16 protein-coding genes are annotated in these 17167 nt (G+C 73.1%); 13 read left to right on the forward strand and 3 right to left on the reverse strand.

Annotated features, from left to right (window positions below; translation table 11 throughout):
• Positions 1 to 101 precede the first annotated feature (101 nt).
• On the reverse strand, positions 102 to 1271 hold the full coding sequence (locus AB0D29_RS05320; RefSeq protein ID WP_362852510.1) for an Ig-like domain-containing protein: 1170 nt from the start codon (positions 1269 to 1271) through the stop codon (positions 102 to 104).
• Positions 1272 to 1524: 253 nt separating this feature from the next.
• On the opposite strand from AB0D29_RS05320, the gene AB0D29_RS05325 reads away from it, so the two are divergent.
• The 6 genes from AB0D29_RS05325 to AB0D29_RS05350 all read left to right on the forward strand — a co-directional run bounded on the left by AB0D29_RS05325 (position 1525) and on the right by AB0D29_RS05350 (position 8407).
• Positions 1525 to 2694 (forward strand): peptidoglycan bridge formation glycyltransferase FemA/FemB family protein, encoded by a 1170-nt coding sequence (locus tag AB0D29_RS05325; RefSeq protein ID WP_362852243.1) that lies wholly within the window; start codon positions 1525 to 1527, stop codon positions 2692 to 2694.
• The gene (gene murJ, locus AB0D29_RS05330) at positions 2619 to 4358 is read left to right on the forward strand and encodes a murein biosynthesis integral membrane protein MurJ (protein WP_362852244.1); all 1740 of its coding nucleotides are present in this window, start codon (positions 2619 to 2621) and stop codon (positions 4356 to 4358) included. The genes AB0D29_RS05325 and murJ overlap by 76 nt, the downstream gene beginning before the upstream one ends.
• A gap of 40 nt (positions 4359 to 4398) precedes the next feature.
• Positions 4399 to 5082 carry a response regulator transcription factor gene (locus AB0D29_RS05335; RefSeq protein ID WP_362852245.1) on the forward strand — a complete coding sequence of 228 codons (684 nt, stop codon included), beginning with the start codon at positions 4399 to 4401 and terminating at the stop codon, positions 5080 to 5082.
• A gap of 6 nt (positions 5083 to 5088) precedes the next feature.
• Entirely contained in the window at positions 5089 to 6534 is a 1446-nt protein-coding gene (locus AB0D29_RS05340; protein WP_362852246.1) for an ATP-binding protein, read from the forward strand.
• Positions 6531 to 7076 (forward strand): hypothetical protein, encoded by a 546-nt coding sequence (locus tag AB0D29_RS05345; protein ID WP_362852247.1) that lies wholly within the window; start codon positions 6531 to 6533, stop codon positions 7074 to 7076. Before AB0D29_RS05340 ends, AB0D29_RS05345 begins: the two co-directional genes overlap by 4 nt.
• A gap of 71 nt (positions 7077 to 7147) precedes the next feature.
• Positions 7148 to 8407, forward strand: coding sequence for a cytochrome P450 (locus tag AB0D29_RS05350; RefSeq protein WP_362852248.1), 1260 nt, complete (start codon positions 7148 to 7150; stop codon positions 8405 to 8407).
• Here the strand turns inward: AB0D29_RS05350 and AB0D29_RS05355 are convergent.
• Positions 8367 to 9095 (reverse strand): hypothetical protein, encoded by a 729-nt coding sequence (locus tag AB0D29_RS05355; RefSeq protein WP_362852249.1) that lies wholly within the window; start codon positions 9093 to 9095, stop codon positions 8367 to 8369. The two genes, AB0D29_RS05350 and AB0D29_RS05355, sit on opposite strands and share 41 nt — an antisense overlap.
• 159 nt (positions 9096 to 9254) lie before the next feature.
• Between AB0D29_RS05355 and ggt the strand changes: the two genes are divergently transcribed.
• Positions 9255 to 11060, forward strand: a complete 1806-nt coding sequence (ggt, locus tag AB0D29_RS05360) for a gamma-glutamyltransferase (protein WP_362852250.1) — start codon at positions 9255 to 9257, stop codon at positions 11058 to 11060.
• 3 nt (positions 11061 to 11063) lie between these two features.
• Here the strand turns inward: ggt and map are convergent, their stop codons facing one another.
• Positions 11064 to 11831 carry a type I methionyl aminopeptidase gene (map, locus tag AB0D29_RS05365; protein ID WP_362852251.1) on the reverse strand — a complete coding sequence of 256 codons (768 nt, stop codon included), beginning with the start codon at positions 11829 to 11831 and terminating at the stop codon, positions 11064 to 11066.
• Between the two features lie 65 nt (positions 11832 to 11896).
• On the opposite strand from map, the gene AB0D29_RS05370 reads away from it, so the two are divergent.
• The 6 genes from AB0D29_RS05370 (at position 11897) to AB0D29_RS05395 (ending at position 17157) form a co-directional block, all read left to right on the forward strand.
• On the forward strand, positions 11897 to 12148 hold the full coding sequence (locus AB0D29_RS05370; RefSeq protein WP_362852252.1) for a helix-turn-helix transcriptional regulator: 252 nt from the start codon (positions 11897 to 11899) through the stop codon (positions 12146 to 12148).
• Between the two features lie 171 nt (positions 12149 to 12319).
• Positions 12320 to 12526 (forward strand): hypothetical protein, encoded by a 207-nt coding sequence (locus AB0D29_RS05375; protein ID WP_362852253.1) that lies wholly within the window; start codon positions 12320 to 12322, stop codon positions 12524 to 12526.
• A 9-nt stretch (positions 12527 to 12535) separates the two neighbouring features.
• The gene (locus tag AB0D29_RS05380; protein ID WP_351292618.1) at positions 12536 to 12916 is read left to right on the forward strand and encodes a PPOX class F420-dependent oxidoreductase; all 381 of its coding nucleotides are present in this window, start codon (positions 12536 to 12538) and stop codon (positions 12914 to 12916) included.
• Between the two features lie 99 nt (positions 12917 to 13015).
• Positions 13016 to 14530, forward strand: a complete 1515-nt coding sequence (locus AB0D29_RS05385; protein WP_362852254.1) for a hypothetical protein — start codon at positions 13016 to 13018, stop codon at positions 14528 to 14530.
• Between the two features lie 492 nt (positions 14531 to 15022).
• Positions 15023 to 15865, forward strand: coding sequence for a nitrilase-related carbon-nitrogen hydrolase (locus AB0D29_RS05390; protein WP_362852255.1), 843 nt, complete (start codon positions 15023 to 15025; stop codon positions 15863 to 15865).
• Positions 15862 to 17157 (forward strand): aspartate aminotransferase family protein, encoded by a 1296-nt coding sequence (locus AB0D29_RS05395; protein WP_351292612.1) that lies wholly within the window; start codon positions 15862 to 15864, stop codon positions 17155 to 17157. The genes AB0D29_RS05390 and AB0D29_RS05395 overlap by 4 nt, the downstream gene beginning before the upstream one ends.
• The last annotated feature ends 10 nt before the right edge of the window (positions 17158 to 17167 follow it).

Here is a 17167-nt window from a genome sequence, read left to right on the forward strand (position 1 = left end):
AGTGACCCGACGGTAACGGGAGCGACTTACCGAAGGTAACCCGCCGGTAAGTTACGTGGTGGTAACAATTGAACGACAGTCAGTGCGCGGGCGGTTGGCGCTCAGCCGTTCTGCGGGGTCCCGTTCGCGGCGCTCTTGGCCTTCCAGGCGTCCCAGGTCAGGTTCCACTCGCCGTAGCCGTTGCCGATGTCGGCGTTGCCCTTGGAGCCCGAGCCCACGACCTCGAAGGGGTCGCCGATCTGGGACTGCGCGAAGAAGCCCTTGGCGTCGGCGTCGCTCATTCCCACGCAGCCGGAACTGCTGTTGGCGCGACCGAAGTTGGCGGAGTTCCACGGTGCGGCGTGCGCGTACATGCCGGACCAGGTGAGCCGCATCGAGTAGTCGACCATCTTGTCGTAGGCGTCGTCCAGGCCCACCGTCTGGGAGTCCATCCGGATGGTGCCCTCCTTGGTCATGATCACCATCTTCCCGGACCAGGACGCCTTCTTGCCGCCGGGAGTGCCGGCCGAGATCGGGATCGTCTTCTGCGTCTGGCCGTCCTCGGTCACCGACATCTTCTTGCTGTCGAGGCTGACCTCGATCCGGCGGTCCTTGCCGATCTTGAACTCGGTGTTGTAGTCCTTGGCGAAGAGGCCGCCGCCCTTGCCGGAGTCCACGCCGTTCAGGTTCATCTCGACCTTCACGTCCGTGCCGGACTTCCAGTACTCCTTGGGCCGCCAGTCGACGCGGTCGTTGCCGGAGTAGTCCTTGATCCAGCCCCAGGAACCCTCGGTGTTGTTCGAGGTGGTGACCTTGAGCTGCTTCTCCACCTCGGCCTTGTTCGTCACCGGGTTGTCGAAGACGATCGACACCGGCATCGCCACGCCCACCGTGCTGCCCTTGGGTATGTTGATCGAGACCTTGTTCACCTTGTCGGCGGCGCTGGTCTTGAACTGCGTGGTGGCGCTCTGGCTCTCGGTGTTCTGCGCCTCGACCTTGTACTCCGCGGCCGGCGGGGCGTTGCGCTCCGAGGTCCAGGTCTTTCCGTCGTCGGCTATCTTCCCCGGCAGTTCCGCGCCCTTCGCGTCGGTCACCTTCACCTGGGCCAGCTTGCCTTCGGCGACGGTCACCGTGACGGGCTGACCCGCCTTGACCTGATCGCCCGTGAGGTTCACCGAGACCGCCATGTCGGCCTTCGGCTTCATCTCGGCCTTGCCCGTCGCACCGCTCCCGCTGTCGCTCCCGCCCGAGCAGGCGGTCAGTGCGGCGGCCAGAAGTGCGGTACCCGCCATGGCGGTGCGGCGTGTGCGGCTCAACGTAAACCCCTCCCAAGAATTAACCGTTCGCAAACCTAGATGCGAACAAGGCGACTCTAGGTTGCGCAATCCGCGGAAAATGTCGTCCCACCGCTTGTGACATGGACCGCAGCAAAACGGTCACCGTCCGGTCACAATCGCCGCGCCGTCCGGTCATGGCCGGCTGTGAGAGTCCTGTGCATCCCGATCCCCGCCGCCCGCCGCGGACGTACAGGAAGGCCGAACAGCCATGTGTGCACTGCTCGTGACCCCCGCCCAGCAGCATCACGACCAGGACCGGGAGCTGACGGTGCGCACCCTGTCCGACCTCGAATACCAGGCGTTCCTTTCCCGGCACGGACGGGCCAGCTTCCTCCAGTACCCGTCCTGGGCCGCGGTAAAGGACCTTTGGCGGTCGGAAAAGGTCGGATGGCACTACCCCGGCGGCGAAATAGAAGGCGCCGGACTCGTTCTCTACCGCCAATTCCCCGGCACCCGGAAATACTTCGCCTACCTTCCCGAGGGCCCCGTCGCGGACTGGTCCGACCCGCGCATCGACCGCTGGCTGAAGCCCCTCATGCGCCACATGCGTTCCGCCGGCGCCTTCGCCGTCCGCATCGGCCCCACCCCCGCCTACCGCCGCTGGGACGCGGCCACCGCCAAGTCCGGGACCGGGACCGGCCGGCAGATATCCGACGTGCTCGCCACCGAGGTCGACCCGGTGGGCGCCGCCCTCGCCGACCGGCTGCGCACCCGCGGCTGGAAGCGCTGCGGCGGTGAGGACGACGGCGACGCCCAGCCCCGCCACGTCTTCCGCGTGCCGCTGGCCGGCCGCTCCCTGGACGACCTGTGGTCGGGCCTGAACCAGGAGTGGCGCCGCAACGTGCGCAAGGCCGGGAAGGCCGGCGTGGAGACCGTCCTCGGCACCTCCGCCGACCTGCCCGAGTTCTACCGGCTGTTGCGCATCACCGAGGAGCGCGACGGCTTCCGGCTCGGCCGCTCCCTCGCGTACTACGAGCAGCAGTACCAGGTCCTGAACGCGGAGCAGCCCGGCCGCATGCGCCTCTACCTGGGCATCCACCGGGGCGAGATCCTCGCCGCCCACACGATGATCGTCGCCGGGAAGCGGGTCTGGTACCAGACCGGCGCCTCCGCCGACCACCGGCGTGAGGTGCGTCCCAGCAACGCCCTGCAGTGGCGCATGATGTGCGACGCCCACGCCCTCGGCGCGGAGGAGTACGACATGCGCGGGGTACCCTCCACTCTTGACCCCGACGAACGTTCTTTCGGGCTGCTGCGCTGGAAGCTCGGCACCGGCGGGCAGGTCGTCGAAACGCTCGGCGAATGGGAGACCCCGATGGACGGAGTGGCCAACGCGGCGCTCTACAAGGCGTTCCAGGCCTACCTGGCCCGCCGGTGACGGCGACCGACGCCCGGCATACCGCCGCCGCGACCGACGGCGGCCCGGCCGCGGGCAAGACCTCGGTGCTGCGCAGCGGCGCGCTCATGGCGGCCGGTTCGGTCGTCTCCCGCGCCACCGGCTTCGTCCGCTCCGCCGTCGTCGTCGCGGCGCTGGGTACCGGACTGCTCGGCGACGGCTACGCGGTGGCCAACACGGTCCCGAACATCATCTACATGCTGCTCGTCGGCGGCGCGCTCAACGCGGTGTTCGTGCCCGAGCTGGTCCGGGCCGCCAAGGAGCACGCCGACGGCGGCGCCGCCTACACCGACCGCCTGCTGACCGCGTGCACGGCGGCGCTCGTCGCGCTCACCGCCGTGGCCGTCCTCGCCGCCCCGCTGATCATCTCGACGTACACCGACTACAGCGGGGCCCAGGAGAGCACCACCGTCGCGCTCGCCCGCTACTGCCTGCCGCAAATCCTCTTCTACGGGCTCTTCACCCTGCTCGGCCAGGTGCTGAACGCCCGCGGCCGGTTCGGCGCGATGATGTGGACCCCGGTCCTCAACAACTTCGTGATCATCGCCGTCTTCGGGCTGTTCCTGTACGTCTCCCACGACGCCGCGGACGGCCTGACCGCCGGCGAGACCCGCCTGCTGGGCCTCGGCACCACCGCGGGCATCGTCGTCCAGGCCCTCGCCCTGGTCCCCTCGCTGCGCGCCGCCCGCTTCCGCTGGCGCCCCCGCTTCGACTGGCGCGGCAGCGGCCTCGGCCGCCCCCTGCGCAACGCGGGCTGGCTGGTCATGCTCGTCCTCACCAACCAGATCGCCTACTGGGTCGTCACCCGGCTCTCCACCACCGCCGGCGTCGAGGCCGACCTGGCCGGCCTCCCGGGCGCCGGGTACGCCGCCTACAGCAACGCCTACCAGCTGTGGATCGTCCCGCAGGGCATCATCACCGTCTCCCTCGTGACCGCCCTGATGCCCCGGATGAGCTCGGCCGCCTCCAACGGTGAACTCGCCACCCTGCGCGCGGACATCTCCTACGCGCTGCGCTCCAGCGCCGCCCTCGTCGTCCCCGCCGCCGCGCTCTTCGCCGCCCTCGCCCCCTGGGTGATGGGCAGCGTCTTCGAGTACGGCCGCACCGACGCCGCCGGCATCGAGGTCATGGCGGGCATGCTCACGGCCTTCGCCCCCGGCCTGGTCGCCTTCTCCGCGCAGTACGTGCTCTCGCGCGGCTTCTACGCCCTCTCCGACACCCGCACCCCCTTCTTCCTGAACCTGGTCATCGCCTCGCTGAACGCCGGGCTGTCCGCCGCCGCGTACTTCCTGCTGTCCCCGCGCTGGGCGGTCACCGGCATGGCCGCGGCCTCCTCCCTCGCCTTCCTCGCGGGCGCCGCCGTCACCGCGTACACCCTCTCCCGGCGGCTCGGCCCGCGCGCGGGCACCCGTACCGAGCGGCGCGCCACGGCAGTACGGACCCACCTGCGGATGCTGGCCGCCTGCGTCCCGGCGGCCGCCGCCGCGTACGCCGCCGCCCGGGCCGCCGAAGGCCTCGGCGATTTCGCGGCGGTCGGTGCGGGAACCGCGGCCCTCGCTCTCGTCGTCGTCGTCCTCGCCCGGCCGTTGCGCCTGACGGAGATCACCGACCTGCTGGACTCCCTGCGGCGGAAGGTCGGCCGATAGCGGGAGGAAGCGCAACACAACGACTTGGCATACTGACCGGATGCCACGTGTACTGCTGATCGAGGACGACCCGTCCATCCGGGAGGGGGTGGGCCTCGGCCTGCGCCGCCGCGGCCACGAAGTGAGCTCCGCCGAGACCGGCGAGGAGGGGCTCGCCCTGATGGCGGGCTTCCGCCCGGAACTCGTCCTCCTCGACCTGATGCTGCCCGGCATGAACGGGGTGCAGGTCTGCCACCGCATTCGCGAGAACAGCGAGGTGCCGATCATCATGCTCACCGCGCGCGGCGACGACTTCGACGTGGTCATCGGCCTGGAGGCCGGCGCCGACGACTACATCGTGAAACCCGCCCGCACCGAGGTCATCGAAGCCCGCATCAAGGCGGTACTGCGCCGGCTCAGCGACCCCGTGGGAACCCGCAACGAGATCGCGGTCCACGGCGAACTCGCCATCGACCGCGCCGGGCTGACCGTCGCCAAGAACGGCGAGCGCGTCGCCCTCGCCCCCAGCGAGATCAAGCTCCTGCTGCACCTGTCGGCCTCGCCCGAGCAGGTCTTCTCCCGCCAGCAGCTCCTCGAGTACGTCTGGGACCACAGCTACCACGCCGACTCCCGGCTCGTGGACGCCTGCGTCCGCCGCCTGCGCCACAAGATCGAGGACCCCGCCGGGAGCCCCCGCTACATACAGACCGTGCGCGGCTTCGGCTACCGCTTCGGTCCCCTGTAGGCCGCGGTGCGACGCATAGCACCGCTCGGGCTGCGCACCCGGCTGATAGCGGCCTTCCTGCTGGTCGCCGCGATCAGCGCGGTGACCACCGCCGCCCTGACCTACCAGCAGGCGCGCAACGCCATCCTCAAGCAGACCCAGGACACCGCGGTCAACACCCTGCGGGACCAGGTCGAGCAGCAGGAGATCCGCCTCCCCCTGACCCAGCCGGAGCTCCAGCGCATCGTCACCGAGCTCGGCAAACGCGGCAAACCCCACCCGTGGATCATCTTCGGCGAATACGGCGGGCTGCGCGTCTCCACCAACCCGGGCACGCCCACCTCCACCGTCATCACCGACAGCCTGCGCGAGAAGGTCCGCAACAACCGGTACGCCGCCTTCCAGCGCGCCGAGGACCAGCGCGGCAACCCGTGGCTCACCATCGGCGTCCCCGCCCTCTTCGAGCACAACGGCTACACCGAATCCACCGGGGCCGTCTTCTACGCCAGCGTCCCGCTCTCCACCGAGAAGCAGACCGTCGAAGCCATGGTCGAGGCCGCCCAGCAGGGCGCCGTCCCGGGGCTCGCCATCGCCATCGTCCCCGCACTCCTGGCCGCCCGCAGCGTGCTGCGGCCGGTCCGCGACATGCGCCGGGCCGCCCAGCACCTCGGCCGCGGCCGCCTCGACACCCGCATCGAGGTCCGGGGCGCCGACGAACTCGCCGGACTCGCCCGCACCTTCAACGAGACCGCCCGCGCCCTGGAGCAGTCGGTGCGCGAACTGCAGGACGCGGAGACCCGCGCCCGCCGCTTCGCCTCCGACGTCTCCCACGAACTGCGCACCCCGCTCGCCGGAATGCTCGCCGTGACCGAGGTCCTCGACGAGGACGCCTCGCGCCTCGACCCCGACACCGCCAAGGCCCTGCGCCTGGTCAGCGCCGAGACCGGCAAACTCGCCGTCCTCGTCGAGGACCTGATGGAGATCTCCCGCTTCGACGCCCGCGCCGCCGAGCTCAACCTCGACGACGTCGACATCGCCGAAGCCGTGCGCAAGACCCTCGAACGACGCCACTGGGACGACGAGCGCGTCGTCACCCGGCTGCCGGACCGGGTGCGCGCCCGGCTCGACCCCCGCCGCTTCGACGTGGTCCTCGCCAACCTCGTGGGCAACGCCCTGCGGCACGGCGAAGCCCCCGTACGCATCACCGTACGGACCGCACCGGGCGCGGACGGCGAACGGCTGCTCATCGACGTCGCCGACAGCGGTCCCGGCATCGCCCCCGAGGTGCTGCCGCACATCTTCGACCGCTTCTTCAAGGCCGACGCGGCCCGGACCCGTTCCGCGGGCAGCGGCCTCGGACTCGCCATCACCCTGGAGAACGTCCGCCTGCACGGCGGCACCCTCCGGGCGGGCAACGGACCCACCGGGGGAGCGCTCTTCACCCTCGACATGCCGCTGGAGGCCCGCGGATGAGCCCGCGCACGAGAGGCCGCAAGACGAGAGCCCGGGCGACGGCGGCCACGGCCGCGCTGACGGGCTGCGCCCTGTTGCTCACCGGGTGCGGGATCAAACGCACCGGGGTGATCGAGAGCGGCCACGCCGCCACCGTCAAGGTCCCCAACGGCACCAACGCCGCCGTCCTCTACTTCATCTCCAAAGAGGGCGACCGGCTCGTCCCGGTCCCGTTCGCGATCAACCCCGAGTACACCCTCGCGCCCGTGCCGCTCGTGCGGCTGCTGCTGCACGGCCCCACCCCGCCGGCCCGGGAGGCCGGCCTCACCACGGCGCTGCCCCAGGTGCCCGACGGGCAGGAGGAGGCGGTGACCGTGAGCGCGTACACGCCGGAGAAGGGGCTGACGGTCCACGTGCCGTTCGCCGTGGGCAGCCTGTCGGACCTGGCCCGCAACCAGCTGGTGTGCACCGTCGGCACCTCCGCCGTGCGGGACGTCGTCGCCCAGGTCGTCCTGCACGGCACCGACACCACCCTCCCGGCCGCCGACTGCACGCCACAGTGAGGTGTGCGGCCGGCCGCGTCGGCCGGCCGCACCCCTTGCGGGCAGGGCCGTGCACCCGTCACGGTGGCCCCATGGATCACGCCGCGGACGTCCCTGACGTCTTCGACCCCCGCATCTACGCCGAGGGCATCCCGCACGCCGGCTACCGGCTTCTGCGCGAGCACCATCCGGTGGCCTGGCAGCCGGAGCCGGAGATCCAGGGCTGGCCGGCGGGCCCCGGGTTCTGGGCCGTCACCCGGCACGCCGACGTCGTCCGCGTCCTGCGCGACCACCGGACGTACTCCTCCCGGATCGGCGCCACCCAGATCCGCGACCCCGACCCGGCCGACCTGCCGTTCCTGCGGCGCACCATGCTCAACCAGGACCCGCCGGAGCACGGCGGACTGCGCCGGCTCGTCTCCCGCGCCTTCACCCCGGCCCGCGTCGACGCCTTCGCCGCCCGGGTACGCGAACGCGCCCGCGCCCTGCTGGCCGCCGCGCGGGAGGGCGCCGAGGACGGCGCCGCCGACCTCGTGCGCACCGTCACCGACGAATACGCGCTGCTGAACCTCACCGACCTGCTGGGCGTCCCGGCCGCCGACCGCGCCCTGCTGTTGGAGTGGACCGTACGGATCATCGGCTACCAGGACCCCGAGGACGCCCCGCGGCCCGTGTCCGGCCCGGACGGCAAACCCCTCAACCCGCGCTCCCCGGCGCTGCTCGGCGAGATGTTCGCGTACGCCCGCGAACTGGCCGCCCACAAGCGCGCGCACCCCGGCGACGACGTGATGACCGCCCTGGCCGAGGCCGGACTCGACCCGGCCGAACTGGAGATGTTCTTCTTCCTGCTGACCGTCGCCGGCAACGACACCGTGCGCAGCGCCGCCCCCGGCGGCCTGCTCGCCCTCGCCCTCGCCCCGGACGCCTACCGGCGGCTCGCCGGCGGACGGGTCCCCATGGACCGGGCCGTCGACGAACTCCTGCGCGTCCACCCGCCGGTGCTCAGCTTCCGCCGCACCGCCGCCGTCGACACCGAACTGGGCGGCCGGCCGGTCCGGGCCGGGGACAAGGTGGTGGTCTTCCACGCCTCCGCCAACCACGACGAGCGGGTCTTCACCGACCCCGGCCGCCTGGACCTCGGCCGGACGCCCAATCCGCACGTCTCCTTCGGGGACGGCCCGCACGTCTGCCTCGGCGCCCACTTCGCCCGGCTCCAGCTGCGCGTCCTCTACGAGGAGTGGTGCGCGGCCATGCCCGTGCCGGAACTCGCCGGTCAGCCCAGGCGGTTGGTGTCGAACTTCATCAACGGGATCACACGGCTTCCGGTTCGGGTGTCCGGGCCGGCCCGGTGACGTCCGCGAGCAGCTCCGTGACGTCGGGCCCGTAGGCATCGGAGTTGATCACCTTCAGCATGAGGCAGAACGACCCGTTGCCGTACTTGCGGGACAGCCGCTCGTGGTGCCTGGCCAGGTAGCGGGCCGCGGCCTGGTTGCTGATGGCGGTCTGCCCCGACAGCAGGAACACCGGCCGGGTGCCCTGCTCCGTCGTCAGCCGCGCCAGCAGGACGTGCTCGACCTCGCCCTTCACCCAGCGGTACGCCTCCCCGCCGACCCGGATGGCCCCGCGGTCCGGATGCCCCGACGCGAGCCCGACGTCGGTCCGCACCCCCGGCAGCATGGAGGCCAGGTGCGCGGTCGTCCGCGCGTTGGACGCCGGCCCGCCCACGCAGAACTCGGCGCGTTCGCCGAAGCCCTGGCGGGCCCCGTCCTGGGTGACGATCTGGACGGTCGCCCCGCAGTCCTTGATCAGGGAGGAGATCTCCAGCAGCGCGAAGGCGTCGTTGCGGTGCAGGGACGAATCGGTGCCGCCCATCTGCCGGTTGACCACGAACAGACAGTCGGAGCCGGTCGGCAGGCCGAAGAAGGCCTGCTTGCGGCGGAGCGCGCGCCGCCAGAGGTAGGTGCGGGCGAACCAGCCGAGCCCGCCGCTGAGGGCGGTGGCTATCACCCCGAGCAGGATGTTGCGCACGTCGTCGTTCATGCGCGGGATGCTAGCGCCGTGACCGCGGCACCGGGACACCCGGTGCGGAAGATCGCCGGCCGTGACCGGGCACGGGCCGACGGGGCGCGCCGCAAGGCGCCCTGACGGGGCGGGGGGCTCGGCGCTAGGCTCGGCGCCACGCTGCCACTGGAGGTCCGGATGCACCGTCCCGTCGCCCGCACGTTACCGCTGCTGGCCGTCGTCGCCGCACTCGTCTCGACCGGCGCCGCGCCGCCGTCCGCCGCCGGGTCCCCGGCCCCGCCGGCGAAGGTCCCGGTCGCCGCGGGCTACGGCGGGGCCGTCGCCAGTGTCGACGCGGACGCCTCGGCGGTGGGCATCGACGTCCTGCGCTCCGGCGGCAACGCCGTGGACGCCGCCGTCGCCACCGCCGCCGCGCTCGGGGTCACCGAGCCCTACTCGGCGGGCATCGGCGGAGGCGGCTACCTCGTCTACTACGACGCCGAGTCCCGCCGCGTGCACACCATCGACGGCCGCGAGACCGCGCCGGCCTCGGCCACCGACACCCTCTTCCAGGAGAACGGCGTCCCCATCCCCTTCGCCGAGGGCCAGACCAGCGGCCTGGGCGTCGGCGTCCCCGGCACCCCCGCCACCTGGACGAGCGCCCTCGACGCGTGGGGCACCCGCCCGCTGCGCCAACTCCTGCGGCCCGCCGAGAAACTGGCCCGCGACGGCTTCACGGTGGACAGCACCTTCCGGGCCCAGACCGAGCTCAACGAGGCCCGCTTCAGGGACTTCCCGGACACCTCGAAGCTCTTCCTGCCCGGCGGCGCCCTGCCGGTGGTCGGTTCCACCTTCAAGAACCCGGACCTGGCCGACACCTACGCCGAACTGGCCCGCAAGGGCTCGGGCGCGCTCTACCGCGGCCCGATCGCCGACGAGATCGTCCGAGCAGTCCGCAAGCCCCCGGTGGACCCGGCGGCGACGCGGATCGTCCGCTCCGGCGACCTGACCACCCGCGACCTGCGTGCGTACGCCACCAAGCGGCAGGAACCGACCCGGGTGGGATACCGCGGCCTGGACGTCTACGGCATGGCGCCCTCCTCCTCCGGCGGCACCACCGTCGGCGAGGCCCTCAACATCCTGGAACGCACCGACCTGTCGAAGCTCTCCGAGACGCAGTACCTGCACCGGTTCATCGAGGCCTCGCGGATCTCCTTCGCCGACCGGGGCCGCTGGGTCGGCGACCCGGCCGCCGTGAAGGTGCCGACGCGCGAGCTCCTCTCGCAGCGCTTCGCCGACTCGCGCGCCTGCCTGATCAGGCCGGACCGTACGCTGACCAGCCCGCTCGCCCCCGGTGACCCGCGCAGCCCGGTGCCGTGCGCCACCACCGGGCAGGCCGCCCCGACCACGTACGAGGGGGAGAACACCACCCACCTGACGGTCGCCGACCGCTGGGGCAACGTGGTGTCCTACACCCTGACCATCGAGTCCACCGGCGGCAGCGCGATCACCGTGCCGGGCCGCGGCTTCCTGCTGAACAACGAGCTCACCGACTTCTCCTTCGCCCCGGCCGCGCCCGGGGTCCCGGACCCGAACCTGCCCGGCCCGGGGAAGCGGCCGCGCTCCTCCATGTCCCCGACGATCGTGCTGGAGGACGGCCGGCCGGTGCTCGCCGTGGGCTCGCCGGGCGGCGCCACCATCATCACCACCGTCCTGCAGACCCTCATCGGCCACCTGGACCGGGGCCTGCCGCTGGTCGACGCGATCGCCGCGCCGCGCGCCAGCCAGCGCAACCAGGCCACCACCGAGCTGGAGCCGGGCCTGTGGAACAGCCCGCTCCGCGCCTCGCTGGAGGCACTCGGCCAGGGGTTCCGCCAGAACCCGGAGATCGGCGCCGCCACCGGTGTCCAGCGCCTGCCCGACGGCCGCTGGCTGGCGGCGGCCGAGACCAGCCGCCGCGGCGGCGGCTCGGCCATGGTGGTCCACCCGCACGGCAGGCCGTAGCCCTCAGACGGTGGTGAGGATCCTCGGGCCCTCGGTGGTGATCGCGACCGTGTGCTCCGAGTGCGCGGCGCGGCTGCCGTCGACGGTGCGCAGGGTCCAGCCGTCCCCGTCGCACCGGTAGTCGTCCGTACCGCCCGCGATCAGCATCGGCTCGATGGCGAGGACCATGCCGGGGCGCAGCTTCATGCCGCGTCCCGGCGGGCCCTCGTTGGGCACGCCCGGGTCCTCGTGCATGGCGCGGCCGATGCCGTGGCCGCCGAAGCCGTCCGGGACGCCGTACCCGGCGGCGCGGCAGACCGTGCCGACGGCGTGGGCGATGTCCCCGATCCTGTTGCCGGGCACGGCGGCGGCGATCCCGGCCGCGAGGGCCGCCTCGGAGGTCTCGATCAGCCGCAGGTCGGCCGGGCGGGCCCGGCCGACGGTGAAGCTCACCGCCGCGTCCCCGACCCAGCCGCGGAGTTTCGCCCCGCAGTCGATGCTGACCAGGTCGCCGTCGCGCAGCCGGTACCCGTCGGGGATGCCGTGCACGATCGCGTCGTTGACCGAGGCGCACACCACGCCGGGGAAGGGCACCGGCGCGAACCGCGGCCGGTAGCCCAGGAAGGGCGAGGTCGCGCCCTCCTCGCTCAGCACCCCGCGGGCCACCCCGTCCAGGTCCAGCAGCGTCATCCCGACGCGCGCCGCCTCCCGTACGGCGGCCAGGGCGCGGCCGACCACCCGGCCCGCGGCGCGCATCTCGTCGATCTCTCGGTCCGTCTTCAGTTTCACCATGCCAATAACTATACCGGTATAAGTATCACGGGATAGTTATTGGCGTCCGGGGGTAGGATGACGGCATGGTCCGTACCCCCCTCACCCCCGAAGAGCGCGAGCGCGGCGAGCGGCTCGGCGCCCTGTTGCGCGAGGCGCGCGGCGGCCGCAGCATGGTCGAGGTCGCGGCCGGCGCGGGGCTCTCCGCCGAGACCCTCCGCAAGATCGAGACCGGCCGGGCGCCCACTCCCGCCTTCTTCACGGTCGCCGCGCTCGCCGGGGCGCTCGGGCTCTCGCTGGACGACCTGCTGACGCGCTGCGCCATCGTTCCTGCCTGACGCCTGACGCCTGACGCCTGACGCCTGACGCCTGACGCCTGACGCCTGACGCCTGACGCCTGACGCCTGACGCCTGACGCCTGATGCCTGACCGGTCCGTCCGGGCGGGCCGGCGGGCCGAACGGCCCAATCGGCGGTGGGAGCGCCGGGGCGCGGGGCAAGCGTGAAGGCGTGTCAGCCACGAACGCATCCCAGCGACTCGGTTTCGGAATCCTCGGCGCGCTCCTCGCGGGCGGCCTGCTGCTCGCGGCGTGCGCCGTCCCCGACGGCCCGGCACGCGCCGACGAGGAGGGCCGCGCGCCCTCCAAGACGGCCCGCGGCCCTGCCGCAGCCAACGGATGGACGCCCCCGCCCCCGCCGGGGGGCCCTCGGGGCTAGGGTCGCGTCATGGATCTCGAGGAACTCGGCAGAGCGCGCTACATCAGTCTCACCACCTTCCGCAAGGACGGCACGCCCGTGGCCACGCCGGTCTGGGCGGTGGCCGACGGGGGCGAGCTGTACGTGTGGACGCGTACCGAAACGTGGAAGGTCAAGCGCATCCGCAACAACGGGCGGGTCACCGTCACCGCGTGCGACGTGCGCGGGCGCGTCCGGGAGGGGGCGCCCGTGCACGAGGGCGAGGCCCGGCTGCTCGACGAGACGGGACTGCGGCGGGTGCGGAAGCTGATGTCGCGCAAGTACACCTGGCAGTACTGGTTGGTGGACGTGCCCGCCACCCTGGCGCGGCGCGGGAAGCGGCCGCACACCGCGATCGCCGTCAAGCTTTGAGACTCCCGTAGCCCGCCCGTAACACGGATGGGATCCAATGCGGTCATGGAGACCGCGACTTCACTGGCGATCAGTCAACTCTCCGGATATTTGCGGGGGTTGACCCAGAGGCTGGATCCCGGGGCAGGCTGGTACGGGGAGTTCCTGCGCCGGGATCCGGAGGGCATGCGGGCCTGTCTGGAGGGGGCCGCGATGCCGCCCTGGGACGTGGTGGAGTCGCTGCTGAGGGACCTGGCGGGGGCGAGGGGCGCGGAGTCCGCGGCGCGGGAGACCGTATACGCGGCGCAGCTGCGGACGGCGGCCGTCACCGTGTGGGACCGGCTGCCGGGCGGCGAGCAGGAGCTGCGGACCCTGCTCGCGGCGGCCGCCGCCCAGCGCTCCGACTCGGAGACGGCCCTGCGGAACCTGACGGCGCGGCTCTCCGTCTGCGCCGACCCGGCGGAGACGGACGCCCTGACCCGCGAACTCTCCTGGACCCAGGACGACGTGGCCCGCGCCGCGGCCCGCCACGAGGACCTGGCCGCCCGGCTGACCGCCCTGCGGCCCGCCCGCCCGGAACCCGCCTCCCCCCTGCCCGGCGTCCCCCGCCAACGGCCCGTGCCCCCAGAACAGCCCCACCACCCGGCCGCCTGGTCCGAGGCATCGGAGGAGTGGACCGGAGCTCCGCCCCGGCGGCCCCGCCAGGCGGCCGAACGGCCACAAGCGCCGGCCGAGCGGCCCGGGCCGCCGGACGGGCAGGCGCGCGAGGCGTCCGGCGGGGCCGACGCGCCGGGCGGGCACGGGGCCGTGGGGCGGGCCGAGGGGCGGTGGCTGCGCGGGGGGCGGCGGGCCGGGGGCGCCCGGTACGCCGGGTCGGCGGCGCCCGAGGTGCCGGCCTTCACCCCGCCGCCCGGGCAGCCGGCCGACGCGGGCGGCCCGGGGTCGGGCGGCCCGGGGTCGGGCGGCCCGGGGGAGGAGCACGGCCGGCCCGCCCCGCGCGGCGCCCGGTTCGGCCGCCCGCGGCCGGAGCCCGTGACGCCGCCCCGCGAGACGGCCGCGGCAGCGGGCGGCGAACCCGCGCCCCGCGCCGAGGCCGCGGCGGCCACCGGGACCGGGAGCGCGCGGGCCGTCGCCACCGAACTGCTCGCGCTGCGCGCACAGGGCCGCAGCGGGGAGGCGCACGCGCTGTTGTGCGAGACCGCGGCCGGGTCCGCCGAGCGGCTGCCCGGGCTGGCCGCCGAGCTGGCCCGCGCCGGGCTCGCGGCCGACTGGGCCACCCTGCTGTGGGAGGCGGGCTCGCTCCCGCCCGCGCAGCTCGCGGCCGCCGCCGCGGCCCTCGGCGACGCCGGCCGGGAGGCCGACTGCGACGCCCTGCTGCGCCAGGGCGTGGCCCGCCCCGCCGCCGAGGTCGCGGACGCCGCGCTCGCCCTCGGCGGCGCCGGCCGCATCCGCGAGGCCGACGCCCTGCTCGGCGCGTTCGTCCGGGTCCGCACCGCCGAGGAGGCGGCCGGGCTGGCCCGCCGCGACCCGCAATGGTTCGCCCCGCGCCTGCTCCAGGCGGCCCGCGCCCTCCCCGGCTCCCGCCACCGCGACCTCGTCCACGCCTTACGGGTGGCGGGCATCGGGGCGGGCTGAGGCCGGTTGCCTCCGGCGGTTCGGCAGGGGTGGGGGCCGGTTGGGGCGGGGCCGGGCGCGCGCCGGGGTGTCTCCTCGGACGCCGAACGTGTCGGGGGGTCGGAGGGACTGGGCACCTTGCGTTCGGCGCCCTGCGGGGATCACCCCGACACACACCCGACCCCGCCCCAACCGGCCCGCTTCGGCCGCACCAAATTCAGCCCCTCCGGCGTTTGAGGAGCGGGTCCGGGCGGAGCCCGGCGGGGGTCGGGGCGGAGCCCCGGGAGCGGAGCCGTGCCCGGGCCGAGCGGCGCAGCCAACCGGCGGTCCGACAAGCTCCCCCTAACCCGCCCGTCTGCTGACCGTAATCGACCGCGGGGCGACGTAACGTGATCGACTACTCCAACAGCGCACGGCGGTCTTGCCCCACGCTGTGACGGGGCCTACGTTCTACTCCCTACGGACATCATCTACGTGCGTAGAACTCGGCGTTCCCGTCGCGAGGAGCAGCTCATGGCCCAAGTCGTCCGCGCCGCGCTGGTCCAGGCCACCTGGACCGGAGACACCGAATCGATGATCGCCAAACACGAGGAGCACGCCCGCCGGGCCGCCGCCCAGGGGGCAAAGATCATCGGCTTCCAGGAGGTGTTCAACGCCCCCTACTTCTGCCAGGTCCAGGAGCCCGAGCACTACCGCTGGGCCGAGGCCGTCCCCGACGGTCCCACCGTCCGCCGCATGCAGGAGCTCGCCCGCGAGACCGGCATGGTCATCGTCGTCCCGGTCTTCGAGCTGGAGAACGAGGGCTTCTACTACAACACCGCCGCCGTCATCGACGCCGACGGCAGCTACCTGGGCAAGTACCGCAAGCACCACATCCCCCAGGTCAAGGGCTTCTGGGAGAAGTACTACTTCCGCCCGGGCAACCTCGGCTGGCCCGTCTTCGACACCGCCGTCGGGAAGGTCGGCGTCTACATCTGCTACGACCGCCACTTCCCCGAGGGCTGGCGCGCCCTGGGCCTGGCCGGGGCCCAGCTGGTCTACAACCCCTCCGCCACCCACCGGGGCCTGTCCTCCTACCTGTGGCAGCTGGAGCAGCCCGCCTCCGCCGTCGCCAACGAGTACTTCATCGCCGCGATCAACCGCGTCGGCCAGGAGGAGTACGGCGACAACGACTTCTACGGCACCAGCTACTTCGTCGACCCGCGCGGCCGGTTCGTCGGCGAGGTCGCCAGCGACAAGGAGGAGGAACTCCTCGTCCGCGACCTGGACTTCGACCTGATCAAGGAGGTCCGCGACCAATGGGCCTTCTACCGGGACCGCCGCCCCGACGCCTACGGAGGGCTCGTACAACCGTGACCGACCCCACCCCGCTCCACAGCCGCCACCGCACCGTGCTGCCCGACTGGCTCGCGCTCTACTACAAGCACCCCATCGAGCTCACCCACGGCGAAGGCCGCCACGTCTGGGACGCCGACGGCAACCGCTACCTCGACTTCTTCGGCGGCATCCTCACCACGATGACCGCCCACGCCCTGCCCGAGGTCACCAAGGCCGTCTCCGAACAGGCCGGGCGGATCATCCACTCCTCCACCCTGTACCTGAACCGGCCGATGATCGAGCTGGCCGAGCGGGTCGCCGCCCTGTCCGGCATCCCGGACGCCCGGGTCTTCTTCACCACCTCCGGCACCGAGGCCAACGACACCGCCCTGCTGCTCGCGACGACGTACCGCCGCTCCAACCAGATCCTGGCGATGCGCAACAGCTACCACGGCCGGTCCTTCTCCACCGTCTCCATCACCGGCAACCGCGGCTGGTCCCCGACCAGCCTCTCGCCGCTGCAGACGTACTACGTGCACGGCGCCGTCCGCAGCCGCGGCCCCTTCGCCCACCTCTCCGACGCCGACTTCACCGCCGCGGCCGTCGCCGACCTGGAGGACGTGCTCGGCCAGGCCCGCGGGGGAGTGGCCGCCCTCATCGCCGAACCGATCCAGGGCGTCGGCGGTTTCACCTCCCCGCCCGACGGCCTGTACGGGGCCTTCCGCGAGGTCCTGGACCGCCACGGCATCCTGTGGATCAGCGACGAGGTGCAGACCGGCTGGGGCCGTACCGGCGAGCACTTCTGGGGCTGGCAGGCGCACGCCCAGAACGGCCCGCCCGACATCCTCACCTTCGCCAAGGGCATCGGCAACGGCATGTCCATCGGCGGCGTGGTCGCCCGCGCCGAGGTGATGAACTGCATCGACTCCAACTCCATCTCCACCTTCGGCGGTTCCCCGGTCACCATGGCCGCCGGCGTCGCCAACCTCGCGTACCTGCTGGAGCACGACCTGCAGGGCAACGCCCGCCGCGTCGGCGGCCTGCTGCTGGACCGGCTCCGCGCCGTCGCCGCGCACGCACCCGCCGTACGGGAGGTCCGCGGCCGGGGCCTGATGGCCGGGCTGGAGCTGACGAAGCCGGGCACCGACGAGGCCGACCCGGACGCCGCCTCCGCCGTCCTGGAGGCGGCCCGCGAACGCGGCCTGCTGCTCGGCAAGGGCGGCGGGTACAACACCAGCGTGCTGCGCATCGCGCCGCCCCTGTCCCTCACCGTCGCCGAGGCGGAAGAGGGCGCCGAGATCCTCGAACAGGCCTTGCGCAGCATCGAGTAGGGGGACTCCC

This window comes from Streptomyces sp. NPDC048424, assembly GCF_040651555.1.
In the GTDB taxonomy this organism is placed as follows: Bacteria; Actinomycetota; Actinomycetes; order Streptomycetales; family Streptomycetaceae; genus Streptomyces.